The sequence below is a fragment of the Xanthomonas sp. 1678 genome, from assembly GCF_031455575.1.
Lineage (GTDB): Bacteria > Pseudomonadota > Gammaproteobacteria > Xanthomonadales > Xanthomonadaceae > Xanthomonas_A.
The window spans coordinates 15,080-38,655 of record NZ_JAVDSZ010000002.1; the positions used below are offsets into that span (position 1 = coordinate 15,080).

General features: G+C 69.5%; 20 protein-coding genes. 14 read left to right on the plus strand and 6 right to left on the minus strand.

Annotated elements, in window-relative coordinates; all coding sequences use genetic code 11:
• Positions 1-129: 129 nt before the first annotated feature.
• Positions 130-3,351: an efflux RND transporter permease subunit gene (locus tag J2Y70_RS03365; protein WP_309913323.1), complete on the minus strand. Its 3,222-nt coding sequence runs from the start codon at positions 3,349-3,351 to the stop codon at positions 130-132.
• Positions 3,352-3,492: 141 nt separating this feature from the next.
• A complete protein-coding gene (locus tag J2Y70_RS03370) occupies positions 3,493-4,746 on the minus strand; it encodes an efflux RND transporter periplasmic adaptor subunit (protein WP_309913326.1) in 1,254 nt (417 codons plus the stop codon).
• A gap of 287 nt (positions 4,747-5,033) precedes the next feature.
• Between J2Y70_RS03370 and J2Y70_RS03375 the strand changes: the two genes are divergently transcribed.
• From J2Y70_RS03375 to J2Y70_RS03390, 4 genes are all read left to right on the plus strand, one after another.
• On the plus strand, positions 5,034-6,344 hold the full coding sequence (locus J2Y70_RS03375; protein WP_309913329.1) for a M20 family metallopeptidase: 1,311 nt from the start codon (positions 5,034-5,036) through the stop codon (positions 6,342-6,344).
• Between the two features lie 199 nt (positions 6,345-6,543).
• On the plus strand, positions 6,544-7,362 hold the full coding sequence (gene queF / locus J2Y70_RS03380) for an NADPH-dependent 7-cyano-7-deazaguanine reductase QueF (RefSeq protein WP_309913332.1): 819 nt from the start codon (positions 6,544-6,546) through the stop codon (positions 7,360-7,362).
• A gap of 111 nt (positions 7,363-7,473) precedes the next feature.
• On the plus strand, positions 7,474-7,767 hold the full coding sequence (locus tag J2Y70_RS03385) for a LysM peptidoglycan-binding domain-containing protein (RefSeq protein ID WP_263395986.1): 294 nt from the start codon (positions 7,474-7,476) through the stop codon (positions 7,765-7,767).
• Positions 7,768-7,826: 59 nt separating this feature from the next.
• Positions 7,827-8,357 carry a hypothetical protein gene (locus J2Y70_RS03390; RefSeq protein WP_309913338.1) on the plus strand — a complete coding sequence of 177 codons (531 nt, stop codon included), beginning with the start codon at positions 7,827-7,829 and terminating at the stop codon, positions 8,355-8,357.
• Between the two features lie 32 nt (positions 8,358-8,389).
• Here J2Y70_RS03390 and J2Y70_RS03395 read toward each other — a convergent pair whose 3' ends face one another.
• A complete protein-coding gene (locus J2Y70_RS03395; RefSeq protein WP_309913341.1) occupies positions 8,390-8,818 on the minus strand; it encodes a hypothetical protein in 429 nt (142 codons plus the stop codon).
• 186 nt (positions 8,819-9,004) lie between these two features.
• On the opposite strand from J2Y70_RS03395, the gene J2Y70_RS03400 reads away from it, so the two are divergent.
• The gene (locus J2Y70_RS03400; protein ID WP_309913343.1) at positions 9,005-11,236 is read left to right on the plus strand and encodes an NADP-dependent isocitrate dehydrogenase; all 2,232 of its coding nucleotides are present in this window, start codon (positions 9,005-9,007) and stop codon (positions 11,234-11,236) included.
• A 186-nt stretch (positions 11,237-11,422) separates the two neighbouring features.
• On the plus strand, positions 11,423-12,079 hold the full coding sequence (locus tag J2Y70_RS03405; protein ID WP_309913346.1) for a dihydrofolate reductase family protein: 657 nt from the start codon (positions 11,423-11,425) through the stop codon (positions 12,077-12,079).
• Positions 12,080-12,114: 35 nt separating this feature from the next.
• Here the strand turns inward: J2Y70_RS03405 and J2Y70_RS03410 are convergent, their stop codons facing one another.
• The gene (locus J2Y70_RS03410; protein WP_263395982.1) at positions 12,115-12,342 is read right to left on the minus strand and encodes a hypothetical protein; all 228 of its coding nucleotides are present in this window, start codon (positions 12,340-12,342) and stop codon (positions 12,115-12,117) included.
• A gap of 95 nt (positions 12,343-12,437) precedes the next feature.
• Between J2Y70_RS03410 and J2Y70_RS03415 the strand changes: the two genes are divergently transcribed.
• The 4 genes from J2Y70_RS03415 (at position 12,438) to fos (ending at position 16,502) form a co-directional block, all read left to right on the plus strand.
• Positions 12,438-13,370, plus strand: coding sequence for a LysR substrate-binding domain-containing protein (locus tag J2Y70_RS03415; protein ID WP_263395981.1), 933 nt, complete (start codon positions 12,438-12,440; stop codon positions 13,368-13,370).
• Between the two features lie 9 nt (positions 13,371-13,379).
• Positions 13,380-15,122, plus strand: a complete 1,743-nt coding sequence (gene aceK / locus J2Y70_RS03420) for a bifunctional isocitrate dehydrogenase kinase/phosphatase (RefSeq protein WP_309913352.1) — start codon at positions 13,380-13,382, stop codon at positions 15,120-15,122.
• Positions 15,123-15,207: 85 nt separating this feature from the next.
• Positions 15,208-16,077, plus strand: a complete 870-nt coding sequence (locus J2Y70_RS03425; RefSeq protein WP_309913355.1) for a TonB family protein — start codon at positions 15,208-15,210, stop codon at positions 16,075-16,077.
• A gap of 8 nt (positions 16,078-16,085) precedes the next feature.
• Complete coding sequence (fos, locus tag J2Y70_RS03430; RefSeq protein ID WP_309913358.1) at positions 16,086-16,502, plus strand: fosfomycin resistance glutathione transferase; 417 nt, start codon at positions 16,086-16,088, stop codon at positions 16,500-16,502.
• Positions 16,503-16,601: 99 nt separating this feature from the next.
• Here fos and rho read toward each other — a convergent pair whose 3' ends face one another.
• Both rho and trxA read right to left on the minus strand, forming a co-directional pair.
• On the minus strand, positions 16,602-18,446 hold the full coding sequence (rho, locus tag J2Y70_RS03435; RefSeq protein WP_309913360.1) for a transcription termination factor Rho: 1,845 nt from the start codon (positions 18,444-18,446) through the stop codon (positions 16,602-16,604).
• Between the two features lie 242 nt (positions 18,447-18,688).
• Complete coding sequence (gene trxA, locus J2Y70_RS03440; RefSeq protein ID WP_263112168.1) at positions 18,689-19,030, minus strand: thioredoxin TrxA; 342 nt, start codon at positions 19,028-19,030, stop codon at positions 18,689-18,691.
• Between the two features lie 201 nt (positions 19,031-19,231).
• Here trxA and rhlB point away from each other — a divergent pair, with 201 nt between their 5' ends.
• The 4 genes from rhlB (at position 19,232) to J2Y70_RS03460 (ending at position 23,564) form a co-directional block, all read left to right on the plus strand.
• Entirely contained in the window at positions 19,232-21,010 is a 1,779-nt protein-coding gene (rhlB, locus tag J2Y70_RS03445; RefSeq protein ID WP_263395976.1) for an ATP-dependent RNA helicase RhlB, read from the plus strand.
• 73 nt (positions 21,011-21,083) lie between these two features.
• Entirely contained in the window at positions 21,084-21,770 is a 687-nt protein-coding gene (ftsE, locus tag J2Y70_RS03450) for a cell division ATP-binding protein FtsE (RefSeq protein ID WP_263112170.1), read from the plus strand.
• The gene (gene ftsX / locus J2Y70_RS03455) at positions 21,767-22,714 is read left to right on the plus strand and encodes a permease-like cell division protein FtsX (protein WP_309913367.1); all 948 of its coding nucleotides are present in this window, start codon (positions 21,767-21,769) and stop codon (positions 22,712-22,714) included. Before ftsE ends, ftsX begins: the two co-directional genes overlap by 4 nt.
• A gap of 7 nt (positions 22,715-22,721) precedes the next feature.
• Complete coding sequence (locus J2Y70_RS03460; protein ID WP_263395974.1) at positions 22,722-23,564, plus strand: response regulator; 843 nt, start codon at positions 22,722-22,724, stop codon at positions 23,562-23,564.
• Positions 23,565-23,576: the final 12 nt, after the last annotated feature.

The following is a 23,576-nucleotide window of genomic DNA, read 5'->3' on the forward strand; positions in this document are numbered from 1 at the left end:
CCCGGGACCGGGGACCGGGGACCCGAAGAACGGAAGTCGGTAGAGCCTCGGATCGCGATAGCGCGCTTTTCCGGGTCCCCGGTCCCCGGTCCCCGGTCCCGATGGCGGCAGCAGCGACAACGACCATGCTCATGCCTGCTGCCCCGCCGCCACCGCCCGCCGCTCCCGATATGCCCGCAGCCGCTCCGATGCGCGCTCCATGTACAGGTAGATCACCGGTGTGGTGTACAGCGTGACCAGCTGCGACAGCAGCAGGCCGCCGACGATGGCGATGCCCAGCGGGCGCCGCAGTTCCGAGCCGATGCCGTCGCCCAGCGCCAGCGGCAGCGCACCCAGCATCGCCGCGGCGGTGGTCATCATGATCGGGCGGAAGCGCAGCAGGCAGGCGCGGCGGATCGCGTCGTGGGCGTTGGCGCCTTCGCGGCGCGCGTCGATCGCGAAGTCGATCATCATGATCGCGTTCTTCTTGACGATGCCGATCAGCAGCACGATGCCGACGATGCCGTCCACCGACAGGCTCAGCCCGCACAGCATCAGCGCCAGCAGCGCGCCGACGCCGGCCGGCGGCAGCGTGGAGATGATCGTCAGCGGATGGATGTAGCTCTCGTAGAGCACGCCGAGCACGATGTAGATCAGCACCACCGAGGCCAGCAGCAGCCACACGATGTCGGTCTGGCTGCCGGTGAATTCGGCGGCCTTGCCGATGAACTCGGCATGCAGCTGCGGCGGCAGCTGCAGCTGCGCGTTGGTCTCCTCGATCGCCGCCACCGCCTGCGACAGCGAATAGCCCGGCGCCAGGTTGAACGACACCGTCACCGCCGGCAGCTGCTGCTGGTGGCTGACCACCAGCGGCGTGGTGGTGAGCTTGGCCTCGGCTAGCGCGGACAGCGGCACGGTGCCGCCGCTGCCGACGGCGATGCCGGTGTTCTGGTTGCCGATGCCGGTGGCGGTGGACGAGTTGCTGGAGGTGGTCTGGCCGAAGTTGGTGGCGTTGCTGGCGGTCAGCGCGCCGCTGCCGTTGCTGGCCACCGCCAGCTGCTGCAGCAGCGCGGTGCTGGTGCGGAACTGCGGCGCCACTTCCAGCACCACGCGGTACTGGTTGAGCTGGGTGAAGATGGTGGAGATCTGGCGCTGGCCGAAGGCGTCGTACAAGGTGTCGTCGATGGTCTGCATCGGCACGCCGAGCGCGCTGGCCTTGTCGCGGTCCACGGTCAGTTCCAGCGCGCGGCCCTGGTTGGCCAGGTTGTTGTCCACGTCGGCCAGTTCCGGGCGCTTGCGCAGCGCCTCGGTCAGGCGCGCGGCCTGGGTCGCCAGCTCGGCGCTGTCCACGTCCGACAGCGAATACTGGTATTCGGTCGCGGCCACGCGCGTGTCCAGGGTCACGTCCTGCACCGGCTTCAGGTACAGCGCCACGCCCGGCAGCCCGGCCACGGCTTTCTGCAGCCGCGGCAGCACCTCATCCAGGCTGTCGCGGTCGCCGCGGGTCTTCAGCACGATGCTCAGCTGGCCCTGGTTGAGGGTGGGGTTCATCGAGCCGGCGCCGATGAACGCGGCCACGCCGGTCACCGCCGGATCGCGGCGCAGCGCCTCGGCCACCGCCTGGGTGCGCTGCTGCATCTGCGGGAAGGCTACGTTCTGGTCGGCCTGGACCACGCCGGTGATCAGCCCGGTGTCCTGCTCGGGCAGCAGGCCCTTGGGGATCACCACGTACAGCACCACGGTCAGCACCATCGTCGCCAGCGCGATCATCAGGGTCAGCGGCTGGTGCCCGAGCACCCAGTCCAGGGTGCGCTCGTACAGCGCCACGGTGCGCGTCCACACGGTGGTCTTGCCGGCCGCGGCCGCCCGCTCGTGCGCGTCCTCGCCTTCGGGCAGCGCGTCGGGCTTGAGCAGGTAGGCGCACATCATCGGCGTCAGCGTCAGCGACACCAGCATCGAGATCACCACCGCGATCGACAGCACCCAGGCGAACTCGTGGAACAGGCGCCCGGTCACGCCCGGCATCAGCAGCAGCGGCAGGAACACCGCCACCAGCGACACGGTCAGCGACAGCACGGTGAAGCCGATCTGCTTGGCGCCGATCTCCGCCGCCTCGCGCCCGCTCTTGCCCTGCTCGATATAGCGCACGATGTTCTCGATCATCACGATCGCATCGTCGACCACGAAGCCGGTGGCCACCACCAGCGCCATCAGCGACAGGTTGTCCAGCGACATGCCGGCGAAGGCCATCATCGCGAAGGTGCCGGCCAGCGACAGCGGCACCGCCACCGACGGGATGATCGTGGCCCACAGCCGGCGCAGGAACACGAAGATCACCGCCACCACCAGGCCGATGGTCAGGATCAGGGTGAACTTGACCTCGTGCACCGAGGCGCGGATGGTTTCGGTGCGGTCGGAGAACACGTCCAGGTGCACGCCGCTGGGCAGCACCGCCTGCAGCTGCGGCAGGATCGCGCGGATCTGCTCCACCGTCTGCACGATGTTGGCGCCGGGCTGGCGGCGCACTTCCAGCAGCACCGCCGGCTTGCCGTCGGCCCAGGCGGCGAGCTGGTCGTTCTCCACCCCGTCCACCACCTGCGCCACGTCCGACAGCCGCACCGGCGCGCCGTTCGTGTAGCTGATGATGGTGTCGCGGTAGTCGGCGGCGCTGGACAGCTGGTCGTTGGTGCCGATGCTGTAGGACTGGGTCTTGCCGTTGAGCGAGCCCTTCGGCGCGTTGACGTTGGTCTCGGTCAGTGCGCTGCGCAGCGCCTCCATGGTCAGGCCCATGTTCGACAGCTGCGCCGGGTTGACCTGGATGCGCACCGCCGGGCGCACGTTGCCGGCGATCGACACCAGGCCCACGCCCGGCACCTGCGACAGGCGTTGCGCCAGGATCGAGTCGGCGTAGTTGTTGACCTCGCGCAGCGGCAGCGTGTCGGAGCTGAGCTTGAGGGTCAGGATCGCCGCGTCGGCCGGGTTCACCCGGTTGTAGACCGGCTGGTAGGGCAGCGACGAGGGCAGGGTGGACTGGCGGATCGCCGCCTGCACGTCCTGTGCGGCGATGTCGATGTCGCGGTCCATCGCGAACTGCAGGATGATCGTGGACAGGCCCGCCGACGAGTCGGAGGTCATCATCTGCAGGCCGGAAATCTGCCCCAGCTGCCGCTCCAGCGGCGTGGTCACCAGCGAGGCCATGGTGCTGGCGTTGGCGCCGGGATACTGGGTGGTCACCACCAGGCTGGGCGCGTCGATCTCCGGCAGCGCCGACACCGGCAGCTGCCGGTAGCCGAGGATGCCGAGCAGCAGCACGCCGGCCATCAGCAAGGTGGTGGCGATCGGGCGGCGGATGAAGATCGTCGAAAAGCCCACGGGGGTGTCCTTGCTCGGAAGTCGGGAGGAAGCGGGTCGATCTGCGGCGGGGGCGCGGCGCGCTCTGCTGCGGCAGCGGTGGCAGCCGCGCGGTGTGCGTACGCGCAAGCGGACGCGGGGCGCCAGGCCCCGCGCCGTGGCTCAGCGCGGTCCGCCGCCGCGACGGCCGCCGCCGTCCTTGCGTTGCTGCTTGTGTTCGGCCGCCTTCAGCTCGGCCTCGGTCGGCTGCGGCGGCGCCTGGCCCGGCTTCAGCGCGGTGACCTTGGCGCCCGGCTTGAGCCGGAACTGGCCTTCGGTCACCACCCGCTCGCCGGCCTTCAGGCCCTGCACCAGCTGCACCTGGCTGTCGCCCACTTCCACGCCCTGCTTGACCGTCTGCATCTTGACCGTGTTGTCGCCCTGCACCACGTACACGTAGTCGCCGTCCGGGCCGCGCTGCACCGCCTGGGTCGGCACCACCACGCCGTTGGCCAGCGTGCGCAGGGTCAGCCGCACGTTGACGAACTGGCCCGGCCACAGCGCGTTGTCGCCATTGGGGAACTCGGCGCGGACCTTGAAGGTGCCGGTGTCGCTGCTGATCTGGTTGTCGACCACGTCGACGCGGCCGTCGCCGGCGATCACGTGCGCGTCGGTGCGGTCCAGCGCCGCCACCGTCAGCGGTCCGGCCGCCTGCGCCTCGCGCAGGCCCTGCAGCTCGCGCTCGGCCAGGTTGAACACCACGTAGATCGGATGGATCTGGGTGATGGTGACGATGCTGCTGCTGGTGCTGACGATGTTGCCCACGTCCACGCCGCGCAGGCCGGTGATGCCGTCGATCGGGGACAGGATGCGGGTGTACTGCAGCTGCACCTGCGCCGCGCGCATCGCCGCGTCGTTGGCGGACACCGCCGCCTCGTACTGCGCCACCTGGTTGCGCTGCGTGTCCAGGTCGGTCTTGGCCACGTACTGGCGGTAGGCCGGCGAATCGGAGCGCTGGAAGGTGGAGCGGGCGGTCGCCAGCAGCGCCTGGTTCTGGCGCTTGCTGGCCGCGGCCTGGTCGTAGCTGGCCTGCAGCGAGCGCGGGTCGATCTGCGCCAGCAGGTCGCCCTTCTTCACTTCCTGGCCCTCGCGGAAGTTCAGGCTCATCAGCTGGCCGCCGACCTGCGGGTTGATGGTGACCGTGTTGAGCGCGGTCACCGTGCCGTTGGCGGTGGCGTAGATCGGCACTGCCTGGCTGCTGGCGGCGACCACGGTGACCGGGACCGGCGCGGCGTCGTCGCCATCGCCGGCCATGCCCGCCCCACCCCGGCCCTGGCCCTGGCCCTGGCCAGTGCCGCCGCGCAGGAAATGCGCGCCCACGGCCACGACGAGCACCGCTGCGACGATCAGCAGCGCAATCTTCCAGAAACGCGACATCCGGGGGAACTCCTGTGGCGAGGCGGGGTGGGGGACCCTCCCGCAGTGGCTGGTGCGACGAGCGGTGCAGCATATCGCTGGCGCACCGCGATTGGACCATGACTGAAGGGATGGGCGCGCCCGTCGGCGACAACGGGCACTGGCAACGGCAACGCACCGGTGCGGTCTCGGTTGACACGGATTTCTAAGGGGTTTTTTCGCCGCGGCCGGGCGCCGGCCGGTGTATGTCCGCCGCCAATGCAATACATTGACTGAACGCCCTGCGACCAACCCACCGGAGATCGTCCATGCCGCGCCTGTCCCGCCTGCTGTCCGCGATGCTGCTCGCCGTCCCTGCGCTGGCCTGCGCCCAGTCCGCCGAACGCCCGGAAGTGGCGGCCGCCGCCGCCAAGCTGCAGGCCAAGGTGGTGGACTGGCGACGCGACTTCCACCAGCACCCGGAGCTGTCCAACCGCGAGCAGCGCACCGCGGCCAAGGTCGCCGAGCGGCTGCGCGCGCTGGGCCTGAAGCCGCAGACCGGGATCGCCCACCACGGCGTGGTGGCGATCATCAAGGGCGGCCTGCCGGGGCCGAAGATCGCCCTGCGCGCGGACATGGACGCGCTGCCGGTGACCGAGCAGACCGGCCTGGCGTTCGCCTCCAAGGCCACCGCCGAGTACCGCGGCGAGACCGTCGGGGTCATGCATGCCTGCGGCCACGACGCCCACACCAGCATCCTGCTGGGCGTGGCCGAGGCGCTGGTGGCGATGCGCGCGCAACTGCCGGGCGAGGTGATGCTGGTGTTCCAGCCCTCCGAGGAAGGCGCGCCGGGCAACGAGGAGGGCGGCGCCTCGCTGATGCTCAAGGAGGGCCTGTTCCGCGACTTCAAGCCCGACGCGATGTTCGGCCTGCACGTGTTCTCCAGCGTGCAGGCGGGCAAGATCGCGGTGCGCGGCGGCCCGCTGATGGCCGCCTCGGACCGCTTCAGCATCAAGGTGATCGGCCGCCAGACCCATGGCTCGGCGCCGTGGAACGGGATCGACCCGATCGTCGCCAGCGCCGACCTGATCGGCGCGGCGCAGACCGTGGTCAGCCGCCGCGCCAACATTTCCCGGCAACCGGCGGTGGTCAGCTTCGGCGCGATCAAGGGCGGCATCCGCTACAACATCATTCCCGACGACGTGGAGATGGTCGGCACCATCCGCACCTTCGACGAGGGCATGCGCCAGCAGATCTTCGCCGACCTGAAGACCGTCGCCGAGCACACCGCCGCCGCGCACGGGGCCAAGGCCGAGGCGCACGTGCCCGACCAGGACGGCAACCCGGCCACAGTCAACGACCCGGCGCTGACCGCGAAGATGCTGCCCAGCCTGCAGGCGGTGGTCGGCGCCGGCAACGTCTACGAACCGCCGCTGCAGATGGGCGCCGAAGACTTCTCGTTCTATGCGCAGCAGGTGCCGTCGATGTTCTTCTTCGTTGGCGCCACCGGCCCCGGCATCGACCCGGCGACCGCGCCGAGCAACCACTCGCCGCAGTTCCTGCTCGACGAAGCGGCGCTGGACGTGGGCCTGCGCGCGCTGCTGCAGGTGTCTTTGGACTATCTGTCGATGAAGCCGTGATTCGGGAGTCGGGATTGGGGATTCGTCAAAGCGGTTGTCCGGGGCGGAGATAGCGCCGCACTCCCTGGCATTTTGGATTCGGATGGATTGGCCAAGCCGCAGCTCGCGCGGTGCGCTTTTACCAATCCCGACTTCCGACTCCCCAATCCCGGCCCTCCATACACCTTCCAGCCAGACCACCCCCGCTAGACTGACGGGCATGAACACCCCCCAGGATTCCAGTCTCGGCCGCGAGGTCGCATACCCCTCGCAGTACGATCCCGCGCTGCTGTTCCCGATCCCCCGCGCCGGCGGCCGCGCCGAGATCGGCCTGGACGCCGCGCCGCTGCCGTTCTACGGCCTCGACCGCTGGCATGCCTACGAACTGGGCTGGCTGGACGCGCACGGCAAGCCCTGCGTGGCCACCGCCACCTTGCAGGTGCCGTGCACCTCGCCGCAGCTGATCGAATCCAAATCGCTCAAGCTCTACCTCAACTCGCTCAACGCGATGCGCTTCAACAGCGCCGAAGCGGTGCGCGCCTGCATCGTCACCGACCTGTCGGCGCGTGCCGGCGCCGACGTGACCATGGAGTTCGGGTTGCCGCCGGTGGACCCGCTGGGCGACGGCGAGTCGCTGGATGTGTTGGACATCGCCATCGACTGCTACGGTCCGCCACGTCCGCAGTACCTGCTCGCCGCGGCCGACGACATCGTCGAGGAGACGCTGAGCAGCGCGCTGCTCAAGTCCAATTGCCCGGTCACCGGGCAACCGGACTGGGCCACGCTGAGCGTGCGCTATCGCGGCGGCCGCATCGACCGCGAAGGCCTGCTGCGCTACCTGATCAGCTTCCGCGAGCATGCCGGCTTCCACGAGCAGTGCGTGGAGCAGATCTTCCACGACCTGATGACCCGCTGCCGCCCGCAGTCGCTGCAGGTCGAGGCGCGCTACACCCGCCGCGGCGGCCTGGACATCAATCCCTGGCGCGCCACGCCCGACGTGGCCGAGCCGATCGCCTTCCACCGCGATCCGCGCCAGTAGCGCGCAGGCTGAATAGCGCCGGCGCCATTCACGGCTGCGCGATCCGCTTTTAACAAATCCTGTGCAACCGTGGCCGCATCCCATCCACGCACACGCACGGAGCCACACGCGATGAACAGCGACAAGCGCGCCGATTTCTCGGCAGTCACCGCCAAGGTGGACACCACCGCGGAGGTCACGCCGAAGGCGGATTTCTCCGCGGTGCAGTCGCACGTGGACACCACCGCCGAACAGGTGCAGCAGGTCTACGTGGTCAAGCCGGGCGATTCGTTGTCCAAGATCGCCAAGCTGCACTACGGCGACGGCAACGCCTGGACCCGCATCTTCGAAGCCAACCGCGACGTGCTCGACGACCCGGACAAGATCTATCCCGGCCAGACCCTCAAGCTGCCGCCGCGCGCTTAGCGCGGGCCGTGGCCGAACGCATTCGCCTTCCAGTCATTCCATCAAGGAGCGCCACCTACATGAAGATCCATTCGAAGACGTTGATGTCGCCGCTGCTGCTGGCCCTGGTCGGCACGCTGGCCCTGGCCGGTTGCAAGAAACAGGATCAAGACCAGAACGTATCGCAGGATCCCACCTCCTCCGCGCCGACCGAGGAGATGCCGGGCCCGTCCGACGTCGCCAAGACCCCCGAGCAGACCGCGCCCGCCGCGGCGAACGCCGGCACGGTGACCGTGTCCGCGGTGACCGTGGGCAACACCGCCGGCGCCGACAAGGCCGTCGCGCCGCTGACCACGCTGGGCAGCAAGGACAAGATCATCGTCTCGGTGAAGACCGAAGGGTCTTCCACCAACACCAGCGTCGGCGCCCGGCTGTTGTTCCAGGACGGCCAGACCGCCGGCGAACACAACGAAACGCTGACCACCGCCGGCGCGGAAACCACCAATTTCGAATTCACCAACGGCAACGGCTGGCCGGCCGGCAAGTACAAGGCCGAAGTCACCGTGAACGGCCAGCCGGCCGGCACGCCGCAGGAATTCGAAGTCAAGTGACGCGCACTGTGCATCGCTAAGTCACACCACGGTCACGGATCGCGCCTGCCGACTCTCTCCCGGCCGGCGCGGCACGCTGGGCGCAGCCGCGAGGCTGCGCCCTTTTTTATTTGGGCGATGCTGCGCCGGCGCAGCATCGCCAGCGCACCTGCAGCGCCGCGCGGTTGCGTGGCGCAACCGCACGCGATCCACGCCGCGCTGCGCAACACCGGAGTCGCGCGCGTGGCGCCCACCATGCGCCGGCGCATGGCGTCCCTGCTGCGCTTGCCCTTGATGGTGCCGGCACGGACCGCAACGCCGTGCGCCGCAGTGCGTTCCATACGCATGCGCAGGGAGCGCGCGCCGCCTTGCGCCGCAAGCGATGACGGAATTTGTCCCGCGAGCCAGCGCAAGCCATCGCGGCCATGCCGCGTCGCACGCAATGCGCACGCACCGGTTCGTGCGCTGCCGGCGATCTCCACCGTTCCATGCAAACGCTTTCTCCGGCCCGCGGAAAACGCGACAATCGGCGGCCGTCATGCCATCGCCGTCGCAGGATTTCCCTACGCCGGAAGCGCTGCGATCCGCACGCCGTCCGCGCCGTGCCACCCGCAGTCTTTTCCGCGGCACCGTGTCCTTCCCGAATCGCAAGAGAGCCTACGTCACTCATGTCGAATACGCCCAAGATCCTGTACACGCTCACCGATGAAGCACCGTACCTGGCGACGCAGTCGCTGCTGCCGATCGTCGCCGCCTTCGCCGGCACCGCCGGCATCGCCGTGGAAACCCGCGACATCTCGCTGGCCGGCCGGCTGATCTCGCAGTTCCCCGAATACCTGCGCGAGGATCAGCGCATCGCCGACGACCTGGCCGAGCTGGGCCAACTGGCGACCACGCCGGAAGCCAACATCATCAAGCTGCCGAACATCAGCGCCTCGGTGCCGCAGCTCAAGGCCGCGATCAAGGAACTGCAGCAGCAGGGCTACGCGCTGCCGGACTACCTGGACGAGCCGCAGGACGACAAGCAGAAAGAGGCCAAGGCTCGCTACGACCGGGTCAAGGGCAGCGCGGTCAACCCGGTGCTGCGCGAAGGCAATTCCGATCGCCGCGCGCCGCTGTCGGTGAAGAACTACGCACGCAAGCATCCGCACCGCATGGGCGCGTGGAGCGCGGAGTCCAAGTCGCACGTGGCGCACATGGACGCCGGCGATTTCTACGGCAGCGAGCGTTCGGTGCTGGTCGAGCAGGCCGGCAGCGTCAGGATCGAGCTGGTCGGCAACGACGGCACCACCACCGTGCTGAAGGAAAAGACCGCGGTGCAGGCCGGCGAGATCATCGACGCGGCGGTGATGAGCAAGCGCGCGCTGGCCAGCTTCGTGCAGGCGCAGATCGCCGATGCCAAGCAGCAGGGCGTGCTGTTCTCGCTGCACCTGAAGGCGACGATGATGAAGGTCTCCGACCCGATCATGTTCGGCGTGGTGGTCGGCGCGTTCTACCAGGAGGTGCTGGACAAGCACGCCGAGGCGCTGAAGCAGGTCGGCTTCGATCCGAACAACGGCATCGGCGACCTGTACGCGCGCATCGCCACGCTGCCGGACGCGCAGCGCAAGCAGATCGAGGCCGATCTTCAGGCGGTGTACGCGCAGCGCCCGGCGCTGGCGATGGTCAATTCCGACAAGGGCATCACCAACCTGCACGTGCCCAGCGACGTGATCGTCGATGCGTCGATGCCGGCGATGATCCGCGACTCGGGCAAGATGTGGAACGCCGAGGGCAAGCTGCAGGACACCAAGGCGCTGATCCCGGACCGCTGCTACGCCGGCGTGTACCAGGCGGTGATCGAGGACTGCAAGCAGCATGGCGCGTTCGATCCGGCGACGATGGGCAGCGTGCCCAACGTCGGCCTGATGGCGCAGAAGGCCGAGGAATACGGTTCGCACGACAAGACCTTCCAGATCGCCGCCGCCGGCACGGTGCGGGTCAGCGACGCCGGCGGCAACGTGCTGCTCGAGCATCCCGTCGAGCCCGGCGACATCTGGCGCATGTGCCAGGTCAAGGACGCGCCGATCCAGGACTGGGTCAAGCTGGCGGTCAGCCGTGCGCGCCTGAGCGACACCCCGGCGGTGTTCTGGCTGGATCCGCAGCGCGCGCACGATGCGCTGATGATCCAGAAGGTGGAGCGCTACCTGCAGGACCACGACACCAAGGGCCTGGACATCCGCATCCTGTCGCCGGTGGAGGCGACCGCGTTCTCGCTGCAGCGCATCCGCAAGGGCGAGGACACCATTTCGGTCACCGGCAACGTGCTGCGCGACTACCTCACCGATCTGTTCCCGATCATGGAGCTGGGCACCAGCGCCAAGATGCTGTCGATCGTGCCGCTGATGGCCGGCGGCGGCCTGTTCGAGACCGGCGCTGGCGGTTCGGCGCCCAAGCACGTGCAGCAGTTCGTCGAAGAGAACTACCTGCGCTGGGATTCGCTGGGCGAGTTCCTGGCCCTGGCCGCGTCGCTGGAGCATCTGGGCCAGCGCGAACGCAGCGCGCGCATCGGCGTGCTGGCGCGGACCCTGGACCAGGCCAACGGCCAGTTCCTGGACAACGACAAGTCGCCTTCGCGCAAGGTCGGCGAACTGGACAACCGCGGCAGCCATTTCTACCTGGCGATGTACTGGGCGCAGGCGCTGGCCGCGCAGGACGACGATGCCGCGCTGAAGGCACGCTTCGCGCCCCTGGCCAGGCAGCTGACCGAGAACGAGGCCGCGATCGTGGCCGAGCTCAACGGCGTGCAGGGCAAGCCGGTCGACATCCAGGGCTACTACCGCCCCAACCTGGAACTGGTCAGCCAGGCGATGCGGCCGAGCGCGACGTTCAACGCCGCGCTGGCGACGCTGACGGCCTGACGCTGTCGGCCTGACGCGGACGCGTGCCACGGGGACAGGCCATGCCGGCCTGTCCCCGCTGGCGACGGCGCGCCGAGCGCCGCAATCCCGAAAAAACATCGTGCGTGCTTGTCGAGACGCGGCGTCCTGGGACGTCGTGATTGGGTAACGTTGGCCGAGCGTGGCCACGCACCGAAGGAGCGCGGGATGAGAAAGATCATTGTGGGAGCGTTCGTCAGCCTCGATGGCGTCATGCAGGCCCCGGGCGGGCCGGACGAGGATCCCATCGGCGGTTTCAGGCACGGCGGCTGGGCCGCCCCGTATTTCGACCCGACGCTGGAAGGCTCGGTGGGCGAGATGTTCGCCAAGCCATTCGACCTGCTGCTCGGGCGCAAGACCTACGACATCTTCGCCGCGCATTGGCCGTATGTCGGCGCGGACGATCCGATCGGCCCGATGTTCGACCGGATCAACAAGTACGTCGCGACCCGCAACCCGGCGCTGGACCTCGCCTGGCAGAACAGCCACGCACTGCGTCCCGACGCGGTGGCCGCGGTCCGGCAGCTGAAGCGCGAGGACGGCCCGGACCTGCTGACCCAGGGCTCGACCGACTTCCTGAAGACCCTGTTCGACAACGACCTGATCGACGAGCTCAACGTGTCGTTCTTCCCGCTGGTGCTCGGCACCGGCAAGCGGCTGTTCGGCGGCGCCTTCCACGGCGCCTTCCAACTGGTCGCGTCGACGAGTTCCGCATCCGGCGTCACCGTCAACCGGTACGTCCGTGCCGGCGACATCGTCACCGGCTCGTTCGAATTCGAGCAGCCGACCGACGCCGAGCTGGAGCGCCGCCGCCGGCTGACCTGAGGCGGTTCGCCGCGCGGCCGCGCGTCTGCGGCGGATCAGCGGAACGGCGAGAGCGCGGTCATCGCCCGCAGCAGTGCCGAACGACGGCGCGCGCCCGCTGCCGGGGCCGGCTCGCCGGGCGTGGCCTGCGCTGCGTCGGCGGCAGGCGCCGGCGCTGCCGGTCCGGGTCCTGCCGGTGCGGCCTGCGCTGTCGCCAGCGAACGCGCCAGCTCGGCATTGGCGATGTGCCCGTGGTGGAACAACAGATCGCTGTAGATGCTCATCGTGGTGCTCCTGGCTTGAGTGGAATCGACGATAGGCGCAAGCTGAGGCTTGAAAAAGCGACCATTCCGCAAGTCAGACTTGAATTGGATTCAACATGGCGCGTCCGCCGCTGCACGCTCTGCAAGGTTTCGTCAGCGTCGCCCGGCTCGGCAATCTGTCGCGCGCCGCGGCCGCGATGCACCTCACCGTCAGCGCGTTGAGCCATCAGATGCGCGCGCTGGAGCAGCGCCTGGGCTATCGGCTGCTCGACCGGCACGCGCGCGGGGTGACCCTGACCGCCGACGGGCGGCGCCTGCTCGAGCGCATCGGTCCGCACCTGGACGCGATCGGCGAGGCGCTGCAGCCGTTCGCCGCGCGCCGCGACGACGTGCTGACGATCAGCCTGACCCCGTCGATGGCGTCGGCCTGGCTGGTGCCGCGCCTGGGCGATTTCCTGGCGCGGCATCCGCACATCGAGATCAATCTGCTGTCCGACCAGCGCCTGGTCGATTTCGAGCGCCAGCCGCAGATCGACGCGTCGTTGCGGATCGGCAACGGCCAGTGGCCGGGCCTGGCGGTCGAAGCCTTGTTCGACGAATGGCTGGTGCCGATGGCCAGTCCGGCGTTGATCGCGCGGATGGGCGCGCGCAAGCGCACGCCGCTGGCGCAGTGGCCGCTGATCGGCGATCCGGACGGCGAATGGGAGCGTTGGTTCGCCGCCGCCGGCGAAACGGCGCCTGCGCGCTATGTGGCGGTGTTCGACGATTCCGAGTCGCACCATCGCGCGGCCCTGGACGGCGTCGGCGTGGCCCTGGGGCGCATCACCCGCGCGCGGCTGATGCTCGACGCCGGCCAGCTGGTGTCGCTGTCGCCGCACCGGGTGAAGGCGACCTGGTCGCACTACCTGGTGTATCCGCCGCGCTCGGCCGCGCATGGCGGTTTCCTCGCGTTCCGCGACTGGCTGCGCGCACAGGCCGACGAGCACCGGCAGCACACCCAGGCGCCAGAGGCGGCGGCTGCGCCCAGGCGCCGCCGCGCGCGCGGGTAGACTGCGGCCATGACCATCGCGCCCGCTCCGCCCGTGCCCGCCGAACCCCGCGCCGACGCCGTCGCGCGCAGCATCCGCGACGCGTTCGAGGACTACCACGCGCGCTTCGCGCAGATCAGCGCCCGCGCCCGCCGCCGCTTCGAGACCCGCGACTGGAACGCCGCGCGCAACGACGCGGTCGAGCGCATCGCGCTGTACGACCAGTGCATCGGCGAGTGCATGCTGCGCCTGCGCGCGCTGCTGCTCGGCCAGGCCCACGACCGCGCGCTGTGGGCGCAGGTGCGCGACAGCTACGCCGCGCAACTGCGCGGGCTGATCGACCAGGAGCTGTACAAGACCTTCTACAACACGCTGACCCGGCGCTTCTTCCGCACCCAGGGCGTGGATACGCGGATCGAGTTCGTCGCGCTGGACATCGAGCCGACCGACGCGATCACCCATCCGGTGGCGCGGCACAACTACGTGGTCTCCGAGACGCGGCCGGTGGATGCGTTCGTGCGCGTGCTCGGCGACTACCCGTTCGACGTGCCGTACGCGCACCGCACGCGCTGCGCCGCGGCCATCGCGGTGCGCCTGCAGGACGACCTGGCGCACTGGGGCGAACATCCGGTGCGCGGCATCGAATTGCTGGAGACGGTGTTCTACCGCGAGCGCCGCGCCTATTTGGTCGGGCGCGTGTTCGGCGAGCATCGTTTCTCGCCGTGCGTGATCGCGCTGGTCAACGACGCCGACGGCCTGCGCGCCGAAGCGGTGCTGACCAAGCGCAACGACGTGGCGCAGCTGTTCGGCATCTCGCGCAGCTACTTCCAGGCCGACCTGCCCACCGTCGGCGATGCGGTGGTGTTCCTGCGCAGCCTGCTGCCGCACAAGCCGATCGACGAGCTGTACACCATGCTCGGCCGCGCCAAGCAGGGCAAGACCGAGCGCTTCCGCACCTTCTTCCGCCATTTCCAGGCGCAGCCCAACGAGCAGCTGGTGCATGCAGAGGGCACGCCCGGAATGGTCATGGCGGTGTTCACCCTGCCCAGCTACCCTCTGGTGTTCAAGCTGATCCGCGACCGCTTCGCCTACCCGAAGACGATGAGCCGCGAGCAGGTCGAGGACAAGTACGCGCTGGTGTTCAACCTGGACCGGGTCGGCCGCCTGCTCGACGCGCAGCCGTACCGTTCGCTGCGCTTCCCGCGCGCGCGCTTCGCCCCGGCGCTGCTCGCCGAACTGCTGCAGGGCTGCGCGCGCAGCCTGCGCGAGGACGGCGAGGACCTGATCTTCGAGCTGTGCTACGTGCAACGGCGGCTGCGCCCGCTGAACCTGTACCTGCGCGAGCAGACCGCCGAAGCGGCGCGCGAGGCGGCCCTGGACTACGCGCAGGCGATCAAGGACATGGCGCGTAACAACATCTTCCCCGGCGACATGCTGCTGAAGAACTTCGGCGTGTCGCGGCAGGGCCGCGCGGTGTTCTACGACTACGACGAACTGTGCCTGGTCACCGACTGCACGTTCCGCGACTGGCCGCAGCCGCGCAACGACGAGGAAGCGATGTCCGCCGAGCCCTGGTTCCACGTCGCCGCGCGCGACGTGTTCCCGGAGCGCTTCGCGCTGTTCATGGGCCTGCCCGCCGCCTCGCTGGATGCGGTCAGGCGCGCCCATGGCGAGCTGTTCGATCCGCAATGGTGGCGCGACCTGCAGGCGCGGCTGCGCGAGGACGACTACCCGGACGCGCCGCCGTACCCGGAGTCGCTGCGCCTGGCCTGACTTGCCCGGCGCCATGCCGCTGCGCTGTAATTGGCGGCTACGACCTCTCGCAAAGGAATGACGGATGCAAAGGAGCATGCAGGGTATGGCGCTGCGCGGATGGCTGTTGCTGGCGCTGGCGTTGTTCGCCGGCAGCGCGCTCGCCGCAGGACCGGGCGCGGTGCGCAAGCAGATCGAAAGCAGCCTGTTGCTGCAGGGCAAAGTCGACATCGAGGTGGACGGCTCGGTCAGCCGGGTCGTCCTGGACAAGGAGGACAGGCTGCCGTCCGGCGTCGTGAACTTCGTGCGCAGTTCGGCGCTGCAGTGGACGTTCGAACCGGTCACCCGCGACGGCAAGCCGGTGGCCGCGCGTGCGCCGATGAGCGTGCGCGTGGTGGCCAAGCGCCAGGAGGGCGACAGCTACCAGATCGCCATTCGCAACGTCAGCTTCGCCACCTACGACGAACGCGACCCGGCTGCGGTAGGCATGCTGGAGATGCGCCCGCCGGCCTACCCCGAAGCGGCGTTCCGCGCCGGCGCCGGTGGCATGGTCTACCTGATCGTCAAGGTTGGCCGCAACGGCAAGCCCGAACAGGCCTTCGCCGAGCAGGTCAACCTGCAGGTGGTGGCGTCGGGGAACGAAATGCAGCGGCTGCGCGACATCTTCACCAGGAGCGCGCTGGCGGCGGCCAAGAAATGGACGTTCCGCCCGCCGACGCAAGGCGAGGCGGCCGCCGAGCCCTACTGGATCGTTCGGGTGCCGTTGAGCTACTCGCTCGAGGGCAATCCCAACGAAGGCAATCCCGACGACTATGGCCGCTGGGTCAGCTACGTGCCTGGGCCGCGGCAACCGGCGCCGTGGCCGGTTCCGCAGGACCGCGCGCAGTTTTCGCCCGATGCGCTGCCCGGCAGCGGCGTGTACATGGCCGGGCGCAACGCCGGTCCGCGGCTGCTGACTGCGCTGGAAGGCGGCTGAGGTATCCGGTGCTTGCCGGTCTGAGCCATCTGACGCTGGCGGTCGCCGACCTGGAGCGGAGCGTGGGTTTCTACCGCGACCTGCTGGGAATGCGCCTGGCCGCACGCTGGGACAACGGCGCGTACTTGGAGTGCGGGCCATTGTGGCTATGCCTGGCCGTGGCGGCTGCACCCGGACGGCCGCGCCCGGCGGCCGACTACACCCACTATGCGTTCTCCATCACGCAGCACGCGTTCGCCGGCTTCGTCGAGCGGCTGCGCGCGCATGCGGTGGTGGAATGGCAGCGCAACCGCAGCGAAGGCGATTCGTTCTACTTCCTCGACCCCGATGGCCATCGGCTGGAAGCGCACGTGGGCGACCTTGCCTCGCGCCTGGCGCAGTGCCGGTTGCAGCCCTATGCGGGCATGCAATTCCATCCGGACTGAGCATCGCCCAGGCATGCGGCGACGGCGCCGCCTACCGGGACGCGCAAACGAAAACGCCCCGCCGAAGCGGGGCGTTTCGCGTTCGAAGCCGCGCCGGACTCAGCGCTTCATCGAACCGAAGAACTCGTCGTTGGACTTGGTGTTCTTCATCTTGTCCAGCAGGAATTCCATTGCCGCGATCTCGTCCATCGGATGCAGCAGCTTGCGCAGGATCCAGATCTTCTGCAGCAGCTCCGGCTCGATCAGCAGGTCTTCGCGACGGGTACCGGAACGGTTGATGTCGATCGCCGGGTACACGCGCTTTTCGGCGATACGGCGGTTCAGGTGCACTTCGCTGTTGCCGGTGCCCTTGAACTCCTCGTAGATCACCTCGTCCATCTTGCTGCCGGTCTCCACCAGCGCGGTGGCGATGATGGTCAGCGAGCCGCCTTCCTCGACGTTGCGCGCCGCGCCGAAGAAGCGCTTCGGGCGGTGCAGCGCGTTGGCGTCGACGCCGCCGCTGAGCACCTTGCCGGAGGATGGCACCACGTTGTTGTAGGCGCGGGCCAGGCGGGTGATCGAGTCGAGCAGGATCACCACGTCCTTCTTGTGCTCGACCAGGCGCTTGGCGCGCTCGATCACCATCTCGGCGACCTGCACGTGGCGCGCGGCCGGCTCGTCGAAGGTGGAGGAGATGACCTCGCCGCGCACGGTGCGCTGCATTTCGGTCACTTCTTCCGGCCGCTCATCGATCAGCAGCACGATCATGTGCACGTCGGGATGGTTGGTGGTGATCGCCGTGGCCACCTGCTGCATCAGCATGGTCTTGCCGGCCTTGGGCGGGGACACGATCAGCGCGCGCTGGCCCTTGCCCTGCGGCGCCATCAGATCGAGGATGCGCCCGGAGATGTCTTCCGAGGAACCGTTGCCGCGTTCCAGGGTGAAGCGCTTGCGCGGGAACAGCGCGGTCAGGTTCTCGAACAGCACCTTGTTCTTGCTCGCTTCCAGCGGCTCGCCGTTGATCGTGTCGACGATCGACAGCGCGAAGTAGCGTTCGCCGTCCTTCGGGAAGCGGATGCGGCCGGACAGGTGGTCGCCGGTGCGCAGGTTGAAGCGGCGGATCTGGCTGGGCGAGATGTAGGTGTCGTCCGGGCCGGCCAGGTAGCTGGCCTCGGCCGCGCGCAGGAAGCCGAAGCCGTCCGGCAGGATCTCCAGCACGCCGTCGGCGGCGACGCCTTCGCCGTGGCGGGTCAGCACCTTGAGCAGCGCGAAGATCACGTCCTGCTTGCGCGCGCGGGCCACGCCGTCCTGGATGTTGAGCTGCTCGGCGATGTCCAGCAGCTTCTGCGCCGGCATCCGCTTCAGGTCGCTCAGCGAGTAGATCGGGAAGCCTTCCGGCACGTTGGCGTGCGGCCGCGGCACGAACACTTCGTTGGCGCCGGTGTCGTTGGGCAGACCGTTGTCCGGGTAGCGCTCACGGCCACCGCCATTGCCACCACCACCGCCGCCGCCGCCGCGATCGCGGCGATTGCGGAAGCGGTCGCGGCGATTGCCCTGCTGGTTCTGGTTGTTCTGCGGGTTGTTCTGGTTCTGCGGATTCTGGTTGTTGAAGCGCGCATTGCCGCCTTCGCGCGCTTCGCCGCCGTCATTCTGGTTGCCGCCGCCCTGGCCCTGGGCATCGCCGCCGGAGGCGGGAGCGGGCTGGGGCTGGGACGACGAGGACGGAGCCTGCGCGTGTTCCTGCGGCGCGGCGCGTTCCTGACGTTCCTGGCGTTCCTGCGGAGCGGGGCGGGGCGCGTCGGCCTGGGCCGGCGCCTGGTTCAGCGGCAGGTTCGGCTGCGCCGGCGCGCCGTGCTCGGCTCCGCCGTCAGCGCCGGAGACGGCCTTGCTGACACGCGGCTTGCGCGCGCGCTTTTCGGCGGGGGCGTCGACGCTCCCGGGTTCGGTGGTGGTGTTATCGGACAAGTGGTGATTCCTCGCTATGAGTGCGAGCGCCCAGCGTGGGGGCAAACGGGTTGGGAAGGGGTCTAGAAGAGAATCTTCCAGAGGGGGTGCGGTGCGCGAATGCCACCGGATACGCCGACACTATCATCGCCGCGCAACCACGGCAAGCAGGCGTTACCGGGCGATTCAGCCGGCCGGCAGCGGCGCTGCGGGCCGGTATGGCAGCGGCCCGCTCCGATCCGGAGCGGCCGCGTGCCGGCGCCTCAGGCGGCCGCGCCGCCCAGGGTCTTGTCGATCATCTGGGTCAGCTGGCCCTTGCCGACGGCGCCGATCTGGGTGGCCTGGACCTGGCCGTCCTTGAACAGCAGCAGCATCGGGATCGAGCGCACGTGGTACTTGATCGCGGTGGCGCGGTTCTCGTCGACGTTGACCTTGGCCACCTTGAGCTTGCCGTCGTAGGTGTCGGCCAGATCGTCCAGGACCGGGGCGATCATCTTGCACGGGCCGCACCATTCCGCCCAGAAGTCCACCAGGACCGGCTCGCCGGATTGCAGCACGGCGGTATCGAAATCGGCGTCGCCGACGTGTAGGACCTTGTCGCTCACTAGGGTATCTCCTGGGGCAATGCGACGGGCCGGACCGGGTGGCCGCCGCTATTGCGGTAAACTGGGGCATTGCGCGGCGAAATCAAGGGATTCCCCCTGTCGCGCGACCCGGCATGGAAGTAGCCAGTGTGCGACGCTGCCGGGGCCGATGCAAGCCGCGACCTTACGCTTCGGGCGGGGTGGCCTGACGAAGATGGAATGATGAGCGACAAACCGCTGACCGATGTGACTTTTTCCGCGTTCGAGCTGCAACCGGCGCTGCTCGCCGGCCTCGAAGGCGCCGGCTTCACCCGCTGCACGCCGATCCAGGCGCTGACCCTGCCGGTGGCCCTGCCGGGCCGGGACGTGGCCGGCCAGGCCCAGACCGGCACCGGCAAGACCCTGGCGTTCCTGGTGACGGTGATGAACCGCCTGCTCAGCCGCCCGGCGCTGGCCGACCGCAAGCCCGAGGATCCGCGCGCGCTGATCCTGGCCCCGACCCGCGAACTGGCGATCCAGATCCACAAGGATGCGGTGAAGTTCGGCGCCGACCTGGGCCTGCGCTTCGCGCTGGTCTACGGCGGCGTGGACTACGACAAGCAGCGCGAGCTGCTGCAGCAGGGCGTGGACGTGATCATCGCCACGCCGGGCCGGCTGATCGACTACGTCAAGCAGCACAAAGTGGTGTCGCTGCACGCCTGCGAGATCTGCGTGCTCGACGAAGCCGACCGCATGTTCGACCTGGGCTTCATCAAGGACATCCGCTTCCTGCTGCGGCGCATGCCCGAGCGCGGCACCCGGCAGACCCTGCTGTTCTCGGCCACGCTCAGCCACCGCGTGCTGGAACTTGCCTACGAGCATATGAACGAGCCGGAAAAGCTCGTGGTCGAGACCGAGAGCATCACCGCCGCACGCGTGCGCCAGCGCATCTACTTCCCCTCCGACGAGGAGAAGCTGACCCTGCTGCTGGGCCTGCTGTCGCGCAGCGAGGGCGCGCGCACCATGGTGTTCGTCAACACCAAGGCCTTCGTCGAGCGCGTGGCGCGTTCGCTGGAGCGCAACGGCTACCGGGTCGGCGTGCTGTCCGGCGACGTGCCGCAGAAGAAGCGCGAGACCCTGCTCAACCGCTTCCAGAAGGGCCAGCTGGAGATCCTGGTCGCCACCGACGTGGCCGCGCGCGGCCTGCACATCGATGGCGTCAAGTACGTCTACAACTACGACCTGCCGTTCGACGCGGAAGACTACGTGCACCGCATCGGCCGCACCGCGCGGCTGGGCGAGGAAGGCGACGCGATCAGCTTCGCCTGCGAGCGCTACGCGATGAGCCTGCCGGACATCGAGGCCTACATCGAGCAGAAGATCCCGGTCGAGCCGGTCACCGCCGAACTGCTGGTGGCGCTGCCGCGGACCCCGCGCGCAGTGGTCGAAGGCGAAGCGGTCGAGGTCGACCCGGATGCCGACGAGAGCATCGGCGACATCTTCCGCGAGGCGCGCGCGCAGCGCGAGGCCGACGAGCAGCGGCGCGGCGGCGGCAGCAGCCGCGGCAAGCCCGGCGCCGGCCGTAGCGGTCCGGGCGGTGCTGGCCGCAGCGGCGAAACGCGCAGCGCCGACGGCAAGCCGCGGCGCCCGCGCACCCCGCGTCCGGCCGAGGGCGATGCCGCAGCCGCGGCGGTCACGGCGGCGCCCGTCGCTGCCGAGGCCGAAGCCGTCGCGGTCCCGGTCGCCGCACCCGCGCCGAAGCCGGTGCGCGCGGCCGCCGAGGGCGCGGCCGCCGTCGATGGCGAGCGTCCGCCGCGCAAGCGCCGGCGCCGCCGTGGCGGCCGTCCGCTGGAAGGCGCCGAAGGCGCGGCAGCGTCCGTGCCGACCGACGCGCCGGCCAAGCCGGTGCAGGTCAGGGCTGCGCGCCAGGGCGAGCGTGCCGCCGCGCCGGCCGCGGCGGCGAACGATTCGTTCCTGACCCGCCTCGGCCGCAAGCTGCGTTCGCTGGTCTCCAGCTCCTGATGAACCGGCGCTCCACCGTTCGCGGCGTGCGCACGGTGGACGAAAACCCGGGCCGCTCCGGCATAATCGCCGGATGAGCGTCCTGCGGTTCGACAATGTCAGCAAACAGTATGCCGGTGGCCACGAGGCGCTGGTGGACGTCAGCTTCCAGGTGGAGGAGGGCGAGATGCTGTTCGTCACCGGCCATTCCGGGGCGGGCAAGAGCACCTTGCTCAAGTTGATCCACCTCAGCGAGCGTCCGTCGCGCGGCGCGGTGCTGTTCGGCGAGCGCAACCTGCTGAAGGTGCGCGGGCGGCGCGTGCCGCTGCATCGGCGCGAGGTCGGTGCCGTGTACCAGGACCACCGCCTGCTGATGGACCGCAGCATCGCCGAGAACGTGGCGCTGCCGCTGATCCTGCGCGGCACCCGCCGCGCCGAGATCGGCAAGCGGGTGCGCTCGGTGCTGGAGCGGATGGGCCTGGGCCATCGCGAGAAGGCGCTGCCGTCGCAGCTGTCGGCCGGCGAGCAGCAGCGCGTCGGCATCGCCCGGGCGATGGTCGGCGAACCGCGCCTGCTGGTCGCCGACGAGCCGACCGGCAATCTCGACCCGACCCTGGCCGCGGAGATCATGCAGCTGTTCGCCGAACTGCCGGCGCGCGGCACCAGCGTGCTGGTGGTCAGCCACGACCTGGCGCTGCTCAAGCAGATGCGCAAGCGCGTGCTGATCCTGGACCACGGCCGCCTGGTCGACGACATCTCCCCGCAGGACCTGGCCGAATGAGCGCACGCAATGCCGCCGGCGCCGCCGCGCCCTCGCGCCTGGGCGTGTGGTGGGACCACCACCTGCACAGCATCGTCTACAGCCTCGGCCGCGCCATGCGCAAGCCGTGGGCGACGCTGCTGACGATGGCGGTGATGGCCCTGGCCCTGGCGTTGCCGCTGGGGCTGTCGATCGCGCTGGACAACCTCAAGCATTTCGCCGGCAGCGTGCAGCAGTCGCGCGACATCAACGTGTTCCTGAAGACCGGCGTCGACGCCGCTGCGGCGGACACGCTGGCGGCGAGCCTGCGCGGCCGGGCCGACGTCGCCGCGGTAGCGCTGCGCACCCCCGAGCAGGGCATGGCCGAGCTGCGCGACAGCGCCGGGCTCGGCGAGGCGCTGGACGCGCTCGACGACAACCCGCTGCCGACGCTGCTGATCGTCACCCCGGCCGCGGCCGACGACGCGCCGCTGGCGGCGTCGCTGAGCGCGCTGCCGCAGGCCGACCTGGTGCAGCACGACGCGCTGTGGCGCAAGCGCCTGGACGGCTGGCTGCGTTTCGGCGAGCGCCTGGTGCAGGTGCTGTCGGTGCTGCTCGGCGCCGGCGCGGCGCTGGTGGTCGGCAATACCGTGCGCCTGGACATCCAGTCGCGGCGCGAGGAGATCGGCGTGCTGCAATTGCTCGGCGCCAGCGACGGCTTCATCCGCCGCCCGTTCCTGTACCTGGGCGCGTGGTACGGCTTCGGCGCCGGGGTGATGGCGCTGGGCCTGATCGCCGCCTCCGGGCTGGCGCTGGGGCCGCCGCTGGCGGAACTGGCCGACAGCTACGGCAGCCATTTCGCCCTGCATGGCCTGGATGCCCTGCACTCGGCGTTCGTGCTGCTCGGCACCCTGCTGCTGGGCTGGCTCGGCGCCTGGCTGGTGACCGGGCACTTCCTGCGCCAGACGCGTCCCACCGACACCTGAGGCGCGCATGTCCCGGCACGATCTCAAGCACCTGATCAGCGACGCCCCGCGGGTGATGGTCGTGGACGGCTCCAAGCTGGTGCGCAAGCTGATCGCCGACGTGCTGCACCGCGAACTGCCGGACGTGGAAGTGGTCGGCTGCGCCAGTATCGCCGAGGCGCGCGCCGCGCTGGAGGCCGGCCCGGTGAACCTGGTCACCACCTCGCTGGCGCTGCCCGACGGCGATGGCCTGGCGTTGGCGCGCAGCGTGCGCGAGGCCGCCGGCCAGGCCTACGTGCCGGTGATCGTGGTCTCCGGCGATGCCCAGCAGCACCTGGTCGAACGCCGCTTCACCGAATACGTCACCGACTACTTCGACAAGGCGTTGGGTCACGAGGCGCTGGCGACCTTCATCCGCGGCTACGTGCAGCCGCAGCCGGTGGCCGGCGCCACCATCCTCTATGTCGAGGACAGCCGCGTGGTGGCCGAGGCGACCAAGCGCATGCTCGAGCGCCAGGAACTGCACGTGGTGCACGTGCTGACCGCCGAGGACGCGTTCGCGCTGCTGACCGCCGAGTCGCTGGGCCGCACCACCCGCCGCATCGACCTGGTGCTGACCGACGTCACCCTGAAGGGCGAGCTCAACGGCCGCGACGTGGTGCAGCGCATCCGTATCGACTTCGCCTACGGCAAGCGGCGCATGCCGGTGCTGGTGATGACCGGCGACAGCAATCCGCACAACCAGTCCGAGTTGCTGCGCGCCGGCGCCAACGATCTGGTGCAAAAGCCGATCGAGGAGCGCCTGCTGGTCACCAAGGTGCTGTTCCAGCTGCGCTTGGCCAAGCTCAGCGACAACGCCGTGACGTTCTGATCGATCGACTGC